The sequence below is a fragment of the Hungatella hominis genome, from assembly GCF_014288005.1.
Taxonomy (GTDB): Bacteria; Bacillota; Clostridia; order Lachnospirales; family Lachnospiraceae; genus Hungatella; species Hungatella effluvii.
Genome location: NZ_JACOPB010000010.1, coordinates 192,761 through 207,555 on the forward strand (window position 1 = coordinate 192,761; position 14,795 = coordinate 207,555).

The 14,795-nt window shown below is 48.4% G+C and carries 16 protein-coding genes; 15 read left to right on the top strand and 1 reads right to left on the bottom strand.

Features of this window, described 5'->3' with window-relative positions:
- Positions 1-233: 233 nt before the first annotated feature.
- From H8S75_RS20485 to thiI, 5 genes are all read left to right on the top strand, one after another.
- Positions 234-980: a sulfite exporter TauE/SafE family protein gene (locus H8S75_RS20485; RefSeq protein WP_187023170.1), complete on the top strand. Its 747-nt coding sequence runs from the start codon at positions 234-236 to the stop codon at positions 978-980.
- Between the two features lie 9 nt (positions 981-989).
- Positions 990-1,946: a 50S ribosomal protein L11 methyltransferase gene (prmA, locus tag H8S75_RS20490; protein ID WP_187023171.1), complete on the top strand. Its 957-nt coding sequence runs from the start codon at positions 990-992 to the stop codon at positions 1,944-1,946.
- A gap of 8 nt (positions 1,947-1,954) precedes the next feature.
- Positions 1,955-2,692, top strand: a complete 738-nt coding sequence (locus H8S75_RS20495) for a 16S rRNA (uracil(1498)-N(3))-methyltransferase (RefSeq protein WP_187023172.1) — start codon at positions 1,955-1,957, stop codon at positions 2,690-2,692.
- A 34-nt stretch (positions 2,693-2,726) separates the two neighbouring features.
- Positions 2,727-3,881 carry a cysteine desulfurase family protein gene (locus tag H8S75_RS20500; RefSeq protein WP_187023173.1) on the top strand — a complete coding sequence of 385 codons (1,155 nt, stop codon included), beginning with the start codon at positions 2,727-2,729 and terminating at the stop codon, positions 3,879-3,881.
- Between the two features lie 98 nt (positions 3,882-3,979).
- A complete protein-coding gene (thiI, locus tag H8S75_RS20505) occupies positions 3,980-5,158 on the top strand; it encodes a tRNA uracil 4-sulfurtransferase ThiI (RefSeq protein ID WP_187023174.1) in 1,179 nt (392 codons plus the stop codon).
- 98 nt (positions 5,159-5,256) lie between these two features.
- On the opposite strand, the gene H8S75_RS20510 is transcribed toward thiI, so the two are convergent.
- Complete coding sequence (locus H8S75_RS20510) at positions 5,257-5,490, bottom strand: HPr family phosphocarrier protein (protein ID WP_002602483.1); 234 nt, start codon at positions 5,488-5,490, stop codon at positions 5,257-5,259.
- Positions 5,491-5,641: 151 nt separating this feature from the next.
- On the opposite strand from H8S75_RS20510, the gene mtaB reads away from it, so the two are divergent.
- The 10 genes from mtaB to H8S75_RS20560 all read left to right on the top strand — a co-directional run bounded on the left by mtaB (position 5,642) and on the right by H8S75_RS20560 (position 14,520).
- Positions 5,642-6,961, top strand: coding sequence for a tRNA (N(6)-L-threonylcarbamoyladenosine(37)-C(2))-methylthiotransferase MtaB (gene mtaB / locus H8S75_RS20515; RefSeq protein ID WP_187023175.1), 1,320 nt, complete (start codon positions 5,642-5,644; stop codon positions 6,959-6,961).
- Between the two features lie 148 nt (positions 6,962-7,109).
- The gene (locus tag H8S75_RS20520; RefSeq protein ID WP_002602485.1) at positions 7,110-7,370 is read left to right on the top strand and encodes an IreB family regulatory phosphoprotein; all 261 of its coding nucleotides are present in this window, start codon (positions 7,110-7,112) and stop codon (positions 7,368-7,370) included.
- Between the two features lie 249 nt (positions 7,371-7,619).
- Positions 7,620-8,060 carry a Holliday junction resolvase RuvX gene (ruvX, locus tag H8S75_RS20525; protein ID WP_029466884.1) on the top strand — a complete coding sequence of 147 codons (441 nt, stop codon included), beginning with the start codon at positions 7,620-7,622 and terminating at the stop codon, positions 8,058-8,060.
- A 6-nt stretch (positions 8,061-8,066) separates the two neighbouring features.
- Positions 8,067-8,348 (top strand): DUF1292 domain-containing protein, encoded by a 282-nt coding sequence (locus tag H8S75_RS20530; RefSeq protein ID WP_025530574.1) that lies wholly within the window; start codon positions 8,067-8,069, stop codon positions 8,346-8,348.
- 8 nt (positions 8,349-8,356) lie between these two features.
- The gene (locus tag H8S75_RS20535) at positions 8,357-8,821 is read left to right on the top strand and encodes a Fur family transcriptional regulator (RefSeq protein ID WP_187023176.1); all 465 of its coding nucleotides are present in this window, start codon (positions 8,357-8,359) and stop codon (positions 8,819-8,821) included.
- 72 nt (positions 8,822-8,893) lie between these two features.
- A complete protein-coding gene (locus H8S75_RS20540) occupies positions 8,894-10,510 on the top strand; it encodes a ribonuclease J (RefSeq protein WP_432764198.1) in 1,617 nt (538 codons plus the stop codon).
- 47 nt (positions 10,511-10,557) lie between these two features.
- Positions 10,558-10,953 carry an MltG/YceG/YrrL family protein gene (locus tag H8S75_RS20545; RefSeq protein ID WP_187023178.1) on the top strand — a complete coding sequence of 132 codons (396 nt, stop codon included), beginning with the start codon at positions 10,558-10,560 and terminating at the stop codon, positions 10,951-10,953.
- Entirely contained in the window at positions 10,950-11,609 is a 660-nt protein-coding gene (locus H8S75_RS20550) for an O-methyltransferase (RefSeq protein ID WP_187023179.1), read from the top strand. Before H8S75_RS20545 ends, H8S75_RS20550 begins: the two co-directional genes overlap by 4 nt.
- On the top strand, positions 11,606-12,853 hold the full coding sequence (locus tag H8S75_RS20555; RefSeq protein WP_187023180.1) for a peptidase U32 family protein: 1,248 nt from the start codon (positions 11,606-11,608) through the stop codon (positions 12,851-12,853). Before H8S75_RS20550 ends, H8S75_RS20555 begins: the two co-directional genes overlap by 4 nt.
- Before the next feature lie 92 nt (positions 12,854-12,945).
- Complete coding sequence (locus tag H8S75_RS20560; RefSeq protein WP_187023181.1) at positions 12,946-14,520, top strand: response regulator transcription factor; 1,575 nt, start codon at positions 12,946-12,948, stop codon at positions 14,518-14,520.
- Positions 14,521-14,795 lie beyond the last annotated feature (275 nt).

Genomic DNA, 14,795 nt, shown 5'->3' on the forward strand with positions numbered 1-14,795 from the left:
GTCGAAAAATGGCGTAAATCCGCCATTTTTGAAAGAAGAAGGCCCCGGTAAATACAGTTGCTGTTGCAGCGATATCAAAACTATGCTATGATATCATGTGGTTTATTTCCGTGAGCAGCGAGCCATACAGACATGTCTGCATGTCCAGTGGGCGATTTTCGCAGGCCGCGGATCAGGTCGGATTATCTGAATGACTGGAGCCAGTCACAGATGAAAGAGAGGAAACGAATATAATGCACCAGTATCTGATTGTATGTCCGCTGGTATTCTTAGCCGGTTTCGTAGATTCCATTGCAGGCGGCGGCGGTCTGATTTCACTTCCCGCTTATTTGGCAGCAGGGGTTCCGCCTCATTTGGCGCTGGGAACGAATAAGATGGGATCGACCATGGGAACGGTCATCTCCACGGCGAGGTTTGCGAAGAGCGGCTACATCAAATGGAAGCTGTCCTTATTTGCGGCGGCCTGCGCGATCGTCGGTTCCATCATCGGTTCAAATTTATCCCTGCTTGCCAGTGAGAAGTTTTTAAAGGGAATGATGCTGTTCGCTCTGCCGATTGTGGCTTTCTATGTTTTGAAAAATAAGGATATGGGCGATAATAAGAATACGGGAAGTCTTACGGAGAAGCAGATGATGCTGATCAGCATGGCTGCCGCGCTGGTGATCGGTACATATGACGGCTTCTACGGCCCGGGAACGGGTACCTTCCTTCTGTTAGTTTTAACAGGGGCGGCGAAGATGGACTTGAGAACCGCATCGGGAACGACAAAGGTGATCAACCTGTCTTCCAATATTGCAGCGCTGGTGACATTTTTAATAAATGGAAAAGTATTGCTTCCGCTGGGAATTACAGCGGGCGTCTTCTGTATCGCGGGCCATTATATCGGCTCCGGTATGGTGGTAAAGAGCGGCCAGAAGGTCGTGCGTCCGGTTGTTCTGGCGGTGCTGTTGTGTCTTTTTGTGAAAATTGTGAAAGGGTAAGGGATTGCTATGAAATGGAAGAAATTTACGCTGAAGACCACGACGCAGGCCGTGGATTTAGTCAGCAGCATGTTTGATGAGATCGGAATCGAGGGAATCGAGATCGAGGACAATATTCCACTTACGGCGGAGGAGACGAAAGGGATGTTCATTGATATCCTTCCAGAGCTGCCGCCGGACGAGGGCGTGGCGTTTGTCAGCTTCTATCTCGACGACAGCCAGGACATCGCCGGCATCCTGAAAAGTGTGGATGAGGGACTTGATGACCTTTCCATGTTTACGGATCTGGGAGAGCGGACCATCACCGAGAGCGAAACAGAGGATAAGGACTGGATCAACAACTGGAAACAGTATTTCAAGCCGTTTACAGTGGATGATATCCTGATCAAGCCTACCTGGGAGGAGATTCCGGAGGAACATAAGGACAAGCTTCTCATTCAGATCGATCCGGGAACAGCGTTCGGCACGGGCCAGCATGAGACGACTCAGCTCTGTATTCGTCAGCTCCGCAAATACGTGACGCCGGAGACAGTTCTTCTCGATGTGGGAACGGGAAGCGGAATTTTGGGAATCACGGCCTTAAAGCTTGGGGCGAAGACGGTGTTCGGCACGGATCTCGACGAGAACGCCATCACGGCGGTCGGTGAGAACCTGGAGGCAAATGGAATTAATTCAGAGAAATTCGCAGTCCTTCAGGGCAATATTATCGATGATAAAGCTGTTCAGGACGCAGCGGGATACGAAAAGTATGACGTGGCGGTGGCTAATATTCTGGCGGATGTCATTATTCTGCTTCAGAAGGAAGTTCCGGTACATTTAAAAAAGGGCGGAATCTTCATCACCTCCGGTATCATTAATATGAAGGAAGAGGCAGTGAGGGCGGCATTTGCGGCCAACGATGCCTTTGAGGTGATCGGGGTAACGTATCAGGGTGAGTGGCTGTCGGTTACGGCCAGGAAGAAATAGGGAAGAGTATGTATCATTTTTTCGTAAACCAGGATCAGATCGGGCCGGAGACAGTCACAGTCACAGGTCCGGACGTGAACCATATAAAAAATGTGCTGCGCATGAAGCCAGGAGAAGAAGTCCTGATCAGCAACGGTGTGGACAGGGACTATTTATGTAAACTTGAGACGATCGCGGCGGACAGCGTGACCGCGGCGATCGTCTCGGTTACGGAGGGCGGTACGGAGCTGCCTGTGAAATTTTACTTATTTCAGGGGCTTCCGAAGAGCGACAAGATGGAGCTGATCATCCAGAAGGCAGTTGAACTGGGGGTCTATCAGGTGATTCCGGTAGAGACGAGGCGAACCGTCGTGAAGCTGGACGCGAAGAAGGAAGACGCGAAGGTGCGCAGATGGAACGCCGTCTCGGAGAGCGCGGCGAAACAGTCGAAACGCCTGATTATTCCGGAGGTGACCGGTGTGATGTCATTTCGGGAGGCGCTCCAGTACGCTGGTGGATTCGATAAGAACATCATTCCGTTTGAGCATGCGGAAGGGATGGCGGACACAAAGGCGTATTTTACAGGAATCAGGCCGGGTATGAGCTGCGGAATCTTCATCGGCCCGGAGGGCGGATTTGAGGATGACGAGATCGCGATGGCCTCGAAGGCCGGAGTGAAGCCGGTGACACTTGGAAAACGGATTCTGCGCACGGAGACGGCCGGACTGGCAGTGCTGTCCGTCTTAATGTTCCAGATGGAGAATTGACGAGCCAAAAGTGCTCATAACGAGGAGAATTTAAATGGAAGTTTATTTTGATAATTCGGCAACGACGAAGGTGCTTCCGGCGGTGGCCGATCTTGTGCTTAAGGTGATGACGGAGGATTATGGAAATCCGTCCGCGAAGCATGGAAAGGGCATGCGTGCGGAACAGTATATCAAAGAAGCCGCGGAGATCATCGCCGGTACACTGAAGGTATCTCCCAAGGAGATTATATTCACCTCCGGCGGCTCAGAATCCAACAATATGGCGCTGACCCGGACGGCCATAGCCAATAAACGGGCCGGTAATCATATCATCAGCACCTCCATCGAACACGCCTCGGTCTACAATCCGCTGGCGTATTTGGAGGAACAGGGCTTTGAGGTGACGTATCTGCCGGTGGATCATGACGGCCATATCAGCCTGGAGGATTTGGAAAACGCCATCCGCGAGGATACTATCCTTGTATCCATCATGTATGTGAACAATGAGATCGGCGCGGTGGAGCCGGTGGAAGAGATCGCAAAGCGGATCAAAAAAAAGAATCCGGCGATTCTGTTCCACGTAGATGGTATTCAGGCGTACGGAAAGTTTGTCATCCGGCCGAAACGGCAGGGAATCGATTTACTCTCGGTCAGCGGCCATAAGATTCATGCTCCGAAAGGAATCGGTTTTCTGTATGTGGACAGCCGGGTTAAGATAAAGCCTCTCATCTACGGCGGCGGCCAGCAGCGGGGCATGCGCTCCGGCACGGAAAACGTACCGGGGATCGCCGGACTCGGTGAGGCGGCCAGGGAGATGTATCAGAACCATGGCGAGAAGATGAAACAGCTCTATGAGTTAAAGGATTACATGATAAAACGGCTGGATGAGGTCGAGGGAACCACGGTCAACAGCCTTCGGGGAGAGTTGTCCGCGCCTCAGATCGTGAGCGCCAGCTTTTCCGGAGTGAGGAGCGAGGTGCTGCTTCACGCGCTCGAGGACAAGGGAATCTATGTTTCGTCCGGATCCGCGTGCTCCTCCAACCATCCGGCGGTCAGCGGAACCTTAAAGGGAATCGGTGTAAAACAGGAGCTGCTGGATTCCACACTGCGGTTCAGCTTCGGTGTATTTAATACGAAGGACGAGGTGGATATCTGTATCGCAGCGCTTAAGGAGCTGCTTCCAGTGCTCCGGAGGTATCAGAGAGGCTGACAGCCATGAACAATCAGAACGGCTGACCTGGCAGAAGGCCGCAATGCTTAACTGGGCTTTCAGAATGGAATGCCTGGCAGAGAAAAGAAAGGATCAATATGCAGTATAAATCATTTTTGATAAAGTATGCCGAGATCGGCGTAAAGGGAAAAAACCGTTTTATGTTTGAGGACGCTCTGGTGACACAGATCCGGCACGCGTTAAAGGATATCGATGGAGATTTTATGGTGGTGAAGGAGTCGGGAAGAATCTACGCCACAGCGGAATCTGAGTACGATTTTGACGAGGCAGCCCAGACGCTTAAGCGTATTTTCGGCATCGCCGCCATTTGTCCCATGGTTCAAGTGGACGACAATGGATATGAGGATTTAAAGAAACAGGTGCTCACCTATGTGGATGAGGTTTATGAGGATAAGAATTTTACCTTCAAGGTAAATGCAAGACGCGGCAATAAAAAATATCCGGTAAATTCCGACCAGATCAACAGGGATTTAGGGGAAGTGATTCTGGATGCATTTCCCGAGACGAAGGTGGATGTTCATCATCCCGAGGTCATGCTCCATGTGGAGGTGAGAAACCGGATCAACATTTACTCCATCGTCATTCCGGGACCGGGCGGTATGCCGGTGGGAACCAATGGAAAGGCCATGCTGCTCTTAAGCGGCGGTATCGACAGCCCGGTGGCCGGTTACATGATCTCAAAGCGCGGTGTGAAGATTGACGCCGTTTATTTCCATGCTCCGCCTTATACGAGTGAGCGCGCAAAGCAGAAGGTGGTCGATTTAGCGAAGCTGGTATCGAGGTATTCGGGACCAGTCCATCTTCATATCGTGAATTTTACGGATATCCAGCTCTATATCTATGATCAGTGTCCTCATGAGGAACTGACCATTATTATGAGACGTTACATGATGCGGATCGCCGAGAGACTGGCCGTGGATGCCGGAGCACAGGCTCTGATTACAGGGGAGAGCATCGGCCAGGTGGCTTCCCAGACAATGCAGTCCTTAGCCGCCACGGACGCGGCCTGTACGATGCCGGTATTCCGTCCGGTTATCGGATTTGATAAACAGGAAATTGTGGATGTTGCCGAGAAGATCGGAACGTACGAGACATCGATTCTGCCCTTTGAAGACTGCTGTACCATCTTTGTGGCAAAGCATCCGGTTACAAAGCCGAATTTGAAGATGATTGAGCGTTCGGAAGAAAAGCTGAAAGAAAAAATCGATGAAATGGTGGAGACGGCCATCAATACAGTGGAAAAGGTATGGTGCTGATTCAAGCACGCTGTCCTGCCCGGAGAGCTTTTTATGTAATAGGCTATTACATAAAAAGCTTCAACCGTGGGACACGGTTGAAGCGCTTACTTGTCCGATTAATCAACGATATATGGCTTTAAGATGTTTACGATCTCATCCACGCTGCTCTCAGAATGAATGTTTAAATCGATCGGCTTGGATAAGTCTAAACTGAAGATGCCCATAATGGACTTGGCATCAATAACGTATCTTCCAGATACCAGATCGAAATCGGTATCGAACTTGGTTAAGTCATTTACAAAAGATTTTACTTTGTCGATGGAGTTTAAAGATATACGCACTGTTTTCATGTGAAAAAACCTCCTTGAGATTGTTCTTTTTTTGATCAGGGAATCCCCGCTTGTTCAAGTTCAATACTACTGGCATATGGGTTAAAAGTCAATGGTAATTTTACATGAAAATAAACTTCGCATACTGTTTATTTAGATAGGAGAAAATAAAATGAGAAAGGCAGCCCTGCATAACCTTGGATGCAAGGTAAATTCATACGAAACGGAGGCTATGCAGCAGCTTCTGGAAGAGGCGGGATATGAGATTGTTCCATTTGCCGAAGGCGCGGATGTGTACATCATCAACACCTGTTCAGTAACCAATATAGCCGACCGCAAATCGCGGCAGATGCTTCACCGGGCAAAGAAGATGAACCCGCAGGCCGTGGTAGTGGCAGCAGGCTGCTACGTGCAGTCGGCAGGAGAGGCGCTTAAACTGGACGAAGCGGTGGACCTGGTCATAGGAAACAACAAGAAGACTGAGCTTGTGAGAATCCTGGATGACTACTTTGCAAGCGAAGATCACACCGTGGAAGAGACGGTAATCGATATCGGGGCGGCAAAGGATTACGAGGCCCTGACCATCAAACGGATCGCCGACCACACCAGGGCGTTCATCAAGGTCACAGACGGATGCAACCAGTTCTGCAGCTACTGCATCATCCCTTATACGAGAGGCCGGGTGCGTTCCAGAAAGCTGGAGGACGTGCGCGCCGAGGTAGAACGGCTGGTGGAAGCCGGATATAAGGAAATTGTGCTGACAGGGATTCATTTGAGTTCCTACGGCGTGGATTTTGAAGAAGGAGGGAAGAAGACGCTTCTCGACTTAATCGTGTGTCTCCATGAGGTAGAGGGACTCTTAAGAATCCGTCTGGGCTCTTTAGAACCGCGGATCATCACAAAAGAGTTCGCAGAAGCGCTGGCGTCCCTTTCCAAAATCTGTCCTCATTTCCATCTGTCCCTTCAGAGCGGCTGTGATGCGACGCTTGCGCGGATGAACCGCCACTACACGACAGAAGACTATTTAAGCCGCTGTGAGATCCTGCGTGCGGCGTTTGACTGTCCGGCGATCACCACCGATGTCATCGTAGGCTTCCCGGGGGAGACAGAAGAAGAGTTCCAGACAACAGAGGCGTTTTTAAAGAAGGTTCATTTTTACGAAATGCACGTCTTCAAATACTCCAAACGCGAAGGCACCCGCGCAGCCGTCATGCCCTCCCAGATCCCGGAGCCGGTAAAGACCGAACGAAGCGGAGTCCTCCTTTCGCTGGAAAAAGAAATGTCCTTGGAATACCGAAAGCAGCATCTCGGAAAAACCACCGAGGTACTGATGGAAGAAGAGTACGAGTGGGAAGGAAAGCGATACATGATCGGCCATACAAAAGAGTACATCAAGGCCGCAGTACCGTTTCAGGAAGACTTAAAAGGAAGTATGATTTCCGGCATACTTGAGACCCTGCTAAACGACGAAGTATTTCTCCTAAAAAACTAAGAAGATCCATTCAGCCTCCACCCCCTGCGGAATTTCGGCGTAACTTATCCCTAGAAAATTCAGGAAAATCAGGAATTTTTATTTTTTTCTTGCCGAAACAGCAAATATGGTTTAGAATAGAGAAGAACAGTTAAAGGACGTGAGCGTAATGGGCGATATTCATAATACACAATTTTTTGGTTCAGTACAGGAAAACAAGCTGGATGTAAGCCAGGTTCTGGAGCAGGTCTATATTGCCCTTTCAGAGAAAGGGTATAATCCGGTCAACCAGATCGTGGGTTATATCATGTCTGGAGATCCTACTTATATAACCAGTCATAAGAACGCCAGAAGTCTCATCATGAAGGTAGAACGGGATGAGATCCTGGAGGAGCTTATGAGGGTCTATATCGATACGATGCTTAAGTAATTTTACGTGGTAAAGAGAATCTGTAATTTGACTGTCAGATGAAGGAATAAACGGACTCTGGCAGTTGTTTTTTCGTGTTGAAAAAATACCGGCTTTATTTCCAGCGGCGGCGGTCAGAGAGACATGCAGGCTTATATTTCCGCAGGCAATGAGTCAGGCGGACATGCCCGCATGTCTGTCCGGCGGCCGTGAGGGCCAGGGATTCTGCCGTCAGTGGCGGGAGGTTTGACAAATATGGAGAAAATAAATATGAGAATAATGGGCCTTGACTACGGTTCCAAGACTGTTGGCGTCGCTGTATCCGATTCCCTTGGCATTACTGCCCAGGCGGTGGAGACGATTACGAGAGAAGACGAGAACAAATTAAGAAAGACTTGCGCCCGAATTGAGGAATTGATTCGGGAATATGAGATTGAAACCATTGTTTTGGGTTATCCTAAGAATATGAACAATACTCTGGGAGACCGTGCAGAGAAAACAGAGAGCTTTAAAGCCATGCTGGAGCGCAGGACCGGACTGCCGGTGGTACTCTGGGATGAGAGGCTTACAACCGTTCAGTCGGAACGGATTTTACAGGAGAGCGGAGTCAGACGGGAAAACCGGAAGGCGGTCATCGACAAAGTGGCGGCTGGATTGATTCTGCAGGGCTATTTGGACAGTCTGCCAGGCGGCACGACCAGAGGAGAATGACGAACCATGAGCAACGAAGAAAAGAAAATAACATTGGTGACAGATGACGGCGGAGCCGTAGATTTTTACGTTCTGGAAGAGACCAGAATTAATGGAATGAGTTATCTGCTGGTGACAGATGCGGCGGATGATGACGAAGAGGGAGAATGTTACATTCTGAAGGACTTATCAGAGAGCGACGATGCGGATGCTCTTTACGAGTTCGTAGAGGATGATAACGAGATAGATTATTTATTTAAAATATTTTCCGAACTGCTGGAAGACGCGGACGTGGATATTGAAAAGTGATGAAGAATATGGAACAGGAAGTTTTTAAAGACATGCTTCGTAAAAAGGGACTCAAAGTGACAAATCAGCGCATGCTGGTACTGGAAATCATGGCGGAGCGCCCGGGTGAACATTTAACGGCGGAGGACATCTATGACCTCGCGAAAAAGAAATGCCCGGAGATCGGACTGGCCACGATATACAGGACCGTGCAGGTACTGGTGGATCTGTCGGTAATCGATAAGGTGAGCTTTGACGACGGTTTTGCCCGCTATGAATTAGGGGGCCTTGAAAGTGAGTCCAGACATCACCATCATCACGCAATATGCAGCCGCTGCGGCAGAGTATTTTCATTTGAAGGAGACCTCCTTGATACGCTGGAGCAGGCCATTTCCGATACCATGGGATTTAAGGTGACGGATCATGAGGTAAAGCTCTACGGGTACTGCAGGGATTGTCAGAAAATCATGGAAGAAGAACAGGACGGAAAATAATAGAAAGATGGAGGTAACAGATTGAAGAAACAGGACAGTAATGCAAAAATTAAGATCATTCCCCTTGGTGGAATGGAACAGATTGGTATGAATATTACCGCGTTTGAATACGAGGACAGCATTATCGTAGTGGACTGCGGACTTGCTTTCCCCAGCGACGACATGCTGGGCATCGACTTAGTCATTCCGGATGTAACATATTTAAAACAGAACATCGACAAGGTGAAGGGATTTGTGATCACCCACGGCCACGAGGACCATATCGGAGCCCTGCCGTACATTTTAAAAGAGGTCAACGTGCCGGTCTACGGTACGAAGCTGACCATTGCACTGATCGAGAATAAGTTAAAAGAGCACAATTTATTAAAGAATACGAAGAGGAAAGTAATCAAGCACGGACAGTCCATCAACCTTGGATGCTTCCGTATTGAATTTATAAAGACAAACCACAGTATCGCAGACGCTTCCGCACTGGCCATCTATTCACCGGCGGGCGTGATTCTGCACACCGGCGACTTTAAGATCGACTATACGCCGGTCTTCGGCGAACCGGCCGATTTAGAGCGTTTCGCAGAGCTGGGCAAGAAGGGCGTTCTGGCCCTGATGTGCGACAGCACCAACGCCATCCGCCCGGGATTTACCCCATCGGAAAAGACGGTGGGAAAGACATTTGACAATATCTTTGCAGATCATAAATTTAACCGTATCATCGTTGCCTCTTTTGCCTCCAATGTGGACCGGGTGCAGCAGGTGATCAACTCAGCGGCTAAGTACGGACGCAAGGTCGTGGTAGAGGGACGAAGCATGGTGAACGTCATCGGAACGGCCAGCGAACTGGGCTATATCGACATCCCGGAGGGAACCTTAATTGATATCGACCAGCTGAAGAATTATCCGGATGAGCAGACCGTGCTCATCACCACAGGAAGCCAGGGAGAATCCATGGCGGCCCTTTCCCGTATGGCGGGAAGCACCCACAAAAAGGTATCGATTAAACCGACCGATGTGATAGTGCTCAGCTCCACTCCGATTCCGGGCAATGAGAAGGCGGTGTCCAAGGTTATCAACGAACTGGCCATGAAGGGCGCCGAAGTAATCAATCAGGATACCCACGTATCCGGCCATGCGTGTCAGGAAGAGATCAAGCTGATCTACGCTCTGGTGCGTCCGAAATACGCGATCCCGGTTCATGGAGAGTACCGCCATTTAATGGCTCAGAAGAATCTGGTACAGGCTATGGGCATTCCGAAGGACAACATCGTTATCATGTCATCAGGAGACGTGGTGGAACTGGGACAGGAGTCCTGGGGCATCGTGGATCACGTTTCAGCAGGCGGAATCCTGGTAGACGGACTGGGCGTCGGCGACGTCGGCAATATCGTGCTGCGTGACAGACAGAATCTGGCTCAGAACGGAATCATCATCGTCGTGCTGACGCTGGAGAAATACAGCAATCAGCTGCTGGCAGGCCCGGACATCGTGTCCAGAGGCTTCGTCTATGTGAGAGAATCCGAGGATCTGATGGAGGACGCAAGAGCGGTCGTGAATGACGCTGTGCTGGACTGCCTCGACCGCCATGTCAACGACTGGGGCAAGATCAAGAATATTATCCGCGACAGCTTAAGCGATTTCTTATGGAAACGGATGAAGCGGAATCCGATGATTCTGCCGATTATTATGGAAGTATAGGATAAGCATCAAAGAATCAGGACTTTCGTGTTGAAAGGGATGACAGTATGAGCCGTGCTACAAAAGAGATCAACAGAATAACGGGAGCCATCATCGGGATATCCGGAAGGCTGATTGTCTGCGCATTGGTCGTGCTGCTTCTTTACGAAGGCGTGACAAAGGGCTATGAATTCGGCCATGAAATTTTTTACGCCACGTCTGTGGAAGCCGCGCCGGGAAGAGACAGGAGTATCACCGTGGAGGAGGGAACCTCCATCACGGATGCAGCGAAGCTCCTTAAGTCGTACGGGCTGATTGCGAATGAATATTCATTTGTCATACAGGCCATCTTCTTCGACTACGAAGTGAACCCCGGGACGTACACTGTGAACACCTCTATGACCTCCAGGGAGATTCTTCAGATGATGAACGAAAATACCGGAGAAGAGGAAGAGAAGGAATGACAGGGAACGACAGAGTCACGGACTACATTAATTCGCTGGAGAGAAGCCGGGGAACGCTCCTTTCGGAGATTGCGTCAAAGGCCCGGAAGGAACGGGTGCCGGTCATCCGCGAGGAGACCGCCTCATTCCTGATTTCTCTGGTGGCGGCGAAGCGGCCGGCGGCTATCCTGGAGGTTGGCACCGCAGTGGGCTACTCGACGCTTTTAATGGCGGGGGCCATGCCGGAGAACTGCCGCATAACAACGATTGAAAAATATGAAAAACGGATACCAGAAGCCCTGGAAAACTTCGAGAGAGCGGGGGAGAGTGAACGAATCACTCTGCTCCCCGGCGATGCCGGAGAGATCCTTAAGAAACTTACCGGTCCCTATGATTTTATATTCATGGACGCGGCGAAGGGCCAGTATCTTGTATGGCTTCCCGAAATCATGAGACTCATGGTTCCGGGAAGTATGCTTGTCTCGGACAATGTGCTGCAGGATGGCGATATCATCGAATCGCGCTATGCGGTGGAACGGCGCAACAGGACGATCCATGCGCGCATGCGGGAATATTTATACGAATTGAAACATACGGACAGCCTGGCCACGTCGATCATACCCATCGGGGACGGCGTTGCATTAAGCGTTTTTAGAGAAAGAGATGTAAAAAGATGAGAAAGACAGAACTGCTTATTCCGGCTGGAAGTCTCGAGGTGCTGAAGACCGCCGTGATTTACGGTGCGGATGCGGTCTATATCGGCGGTGAGGCCTTCGGTCTGAGAGCGAAAGCAAAGAATTTTACGAATGAAGAGATCAAAGAGGGAATCGCCTTTGCCCATGAACACGGTGTAAAGGTCTATATAACGGCCAATATTCTGGCTCACAACGATGATTTAGCGGGTGTGGAGGCGTATTTCGGAGAACTGAAGGAGATCGGTCCGGATGCGCTGATTATCTCAGATCCGGGAGTATTCGCCATTGCCAGGCGGGTGATACCCGATATGGAGATCCATATCAGCACCCAGGCTAATAATACGAACTACGGAACGTACCGTTTCTGGTATGATCTGGGGGCAAAGCGCGTGGTAACGGCGCGTGAGCTTTCTTTAAAGGAGATTAAGGAGATCAGAGACCACATTCCGGAGGATATGGAGATCGAGAGCTTCATTCACGGAGCCATGTGCATCTCCTACTCAGGGCGGTGTCTTCTGAGCAATTTTATGACGGGACGGGACGCCAACCAGGGGGCCTGTACCCATCCCTGCCGCTGGAAGTATTCCATCGTCGAGGAGAAGCGTCCGGGTGAGTACATGCCGGTTTATGAGAATGAGCGGGGCACGTTTATCTTTAACTCCAAGGATTTATGTATGGTCGATCACATACCGGAGATGATCGATGCCGGGATCGACAGCTTTAAGATCGAAGGGCGTATGAAGACGGCGCTCTATGTGGCGACAGTGGCAAGGGCTTACCGGAAAGCCATAGACGACTATTTAAAGGATCCGAAGCTGTATGAAGCGAATCTGGAATGGTACAGGGCGGAGATTGCAAAGTGCGTCAACCGGGAATTTACGACTGGCTTCTACTTTGGAAAGCCGGATGCGTCCGCACAGATTTATGAAAACAGCACGTATGTCAAGGATTATACGTATCTGGGAACTGTGATGGCTGTGGACGGCCGAGGATACGGAAGGATTGAACAGAAAAATAAGTTCTCTGTGGGAGAGACGATCGAAGTAATGAAACCAGATGGAAGGAATTTATCTGCCGTCGTTCGGGCTATTTATGACGAAGAGGGAAATCTGCAGGAGAGCGCGCCGCACGCACAGCAGATGATTGACGTGGATTTGGGATTTGAGATGGAGAAATACGATATTCTGCGGAGATGTGAGAGCGGAGATAACTACAAGTTTCAGTGAAGAGTCTGACTGTTGTATGGACGAAAGTAAATGGAAAGTCGCTTGATAGCAAAAAGGACTGGGTGGGGAAAGACAGGAGTTAAGGGGAAAATATGTTTACAGTTGTTATTGTGGATGATGAGCCGTTACTACGTCTGGCGGTAACCAGCGGTATAGATTGGGAAGCGATGGGTTGTAGAGTTGTTGGGGAAGCGTCAAATGGGGAAGAAGCTGTTGAAATGATCCGGCATTTTGATCCGGATTTGGTTATTACAGATATCCTTATGCCGGTAATAAATGGTATAGGATTGATTAAAAAAATGAAAGAGGAAGGTATAAAAAGTAAAATTATCGTACTCAGCAGCCATGATGACTTTAAGTTCGTAAGGGAATCACTATTATTAGGGGCGAGTGATTATTTGCTAAAGTCCGACATTAATCAGGACACACTGGCAGAAATCGTTTTGAATACGTTAAATCAAACTATTCATATAAATGCGCAGGACCCGGCAACTGGGGATCGATTATTGGGACAGGATTTACATGATATACTTTTCTCGGAGATTTCAGTAGAGACTCAGTTAAAGATTCTTGAGGAGGCAGGGATAACGAAGAATTGCACAGAAATCGTTGTTACCTGTATAAAGTGCCAGGATTTGTCGGCAGATACTTACTCGGGAAGGGAGGAGATGAGAAAGCTGCTGATTACATCAGTACGGGATATCCTGTTGCAAAGTGAATTCGGTCCTTTGTGTGTTTATGGTGGACATGGCTTCTTTTTCTGTATTTATGGATTAGATGGAATTACAAAGGTAAATTTTTATGAGCAGCTTACAAGAGGGCTTGAACGGGTGCGGATTATGATTGAGCGCTGTACCAATCTTTCCGTAATTGCCGGTGTAAGCCGGGTATGCAGCCTGGGTACGAGCCTGTATCGATTAAAGGAGCAGGCGCTGGCCTGTATTTATGAACACTTTTATTGCCCATCACAATTTTTGTTTACCTATGAATCGATTGGCAAATTCGGTTCAAAAAAACAACTGGATTATCAATATACAGAGATGGTTTACTGGATTAAGACAGAAATAATGGAGGCTGGCCGAAAAAAAACTTATGAATATCTTAGCGGCCGTTGGAAAAGGTTGGAGCAGGAACGTTATTTTCCGGCCGATGTAGCACAGACAGCAGTTCATCTTTTGCAGTTTATCTCAAATTACGTATCAAAAGATAAGATAGAAGCTGACTTGGACTTTGAGACGTTTATACAGCAGGCAGCAAATTTTCGTACATGGTTAGAGCTATCTGAGTGGCTGGATTATGGTCTGAAGCAGATGTTGGAGTGGATGGATTTTTACGATACAAATTTGCAGAATCAGCATCTTCTCAATGCGGTTTCCTATATTCGGGATCATTATAATAATCCCGAACTATCTCTGCAGATGGTAGCTAAAGCAATCTCTGTGAATGCTTCCTATTTAAGCCGTTTATTCTATCAGCAAAAGGGAATCACATATACAGGTTTTTTAACAAAAATAAGAATAGAGCATGCGAAAAAGTTGCTGAGGAACTCCTATGATACAATAGAAGAAATTAGTTTTAAAATCGGTTTTAATAATTCCAAATATTTTTGCAAGGTTTTTAAAGCAGAGACAGGAAAAACTCCGACACAATATAAAAAAGGTAATTAAAGTATACTTATTTGTAAATATTGAAGATTTTGGACATATACGCATTAGATCGGAATAGTAATTAAAGTATTCCAAGTGGTAATGTGTATATGTTTTTTTATTGGAGAAATTAGGATACAATAAAGGCATCAGAAACATGAGGGAATAAGCAAAACAAAGTCCAGCTAAGAAATGTCAAGAGGTGATGTGAAAAAAGTTGATATTTTTATTATCCTAAAAAAGGGTAACTTAAATAAGCCTAGCTACATGGAGATTTTAAAATTAGATGTCCAATT

Bases quoted from the DNA above. Each gene is read 5' to 3' on its own strand.
- H8S75_RS20535 (WP_187023176.1), top strand. From the start codon at position 8,357: ATGGAACAGGAAGTTTTTAAAGACATGCTTCGTAAAAAGGGACTCAAA.
- H8S75_RS20555 (WP_187023180.1), top strand. From the start codon at position 11,606: ATGAGAAAGACAGAACTGCTTATTCCGGCTGGAAGTCTCGAGGTGCTG.
- prmA (WP_187023171.1), top strand. From the start codon at position 990: ATGAAATGGAAGAAATTTACGCTGAAGACCACGACGCAGGCCGTGGAT.
- H8S75_RS20560 (WP_187023181.1), top strand. From the start codon at position 12,946: ATGTTTACAGTTGTTATTGTGGATGATGAGCCGTTACTACGTCTGGCG.
- H8S75_RS20485 (WP_187023170.1), top strand. From the start codon at position 234: ATGCACCAGTATCTGATTGTATGTCCGCTGGTATTCTTAGCCGGTTTC.
- H8S75_RS20495 (WP_187023172.1), top strand. From the start codon at position 1,955: ATGTATCATTTTTTCGTAAACCAGGATCAGATCGGGCCGGAGACAGTC.
- ruvX (WP_029466884.1), top strand. From the start codon at position 7,620: ATGAGAATAATGGGCCTTGACTACGGTTCCAAGACTGTTGGCGTCGCT.
- H8S75_RS20545 (WP_187023178.1), top strand. From the start codon at position 10,558: ATGAGCCGTGCTACAAAAGAGATCAACAGAATAACGGGAGCCATCATC.
- H8S75_RS20550 (WP_187023179.1), top strand. From the start codon at position 10,950: ATGACAGGGAACGACAGAGTCACGGACTACATTAATTCGCTGGAGAGA.
- H8S75_RS20510 (WP_002602483.1), bottom strand. From the start codon at position 5,490: ATGAAAACAGTGCGTATATCTTTAAACTCCATCGACAAAGTAAAATCT.
- mtaB (WP_187023175.1), top strand. From the start codon at position 5,642: ATGAGAAAGGCAGCCCTGCATAACCTTGGATGCAAGGTAAATTCATAC.
- H8S75_RS20520 (WP_002602485.1), top strand. From the start codon at position 7,110: ATGGGCGATATTCATAATACACAATTTTTTGGTTCAGTACAGGAAAAC.
- thiI (WP_187023174.1), top strand. From the start codon at position 3,980: ATGCAGTATAAATCATTTTTGATAAAGTATGCCGAGATCGGCGTAAAG.
- H8S75_RS20530 (WP_025530574.1), top strand. From the start codon at position 8,067: ATGAGCAACGAAGAAAAGAAAATAACATTGGTGACAGATGACGGCGGA.
- H8S75_RS20540 (WP_432764198.1), top strand. From the start codon at position 8,894: ATGGAACAGATTGGTATGAATATTACCGCGTTTGAATACGAGGACAGC.
- H8S75_RS20500 (WP_187023173.1), top strand. From the start codon at position 2,727: ATGGAAGTTTATTTTGATAATTCGGCAACGACGAAGGTGCTTCCGGCG.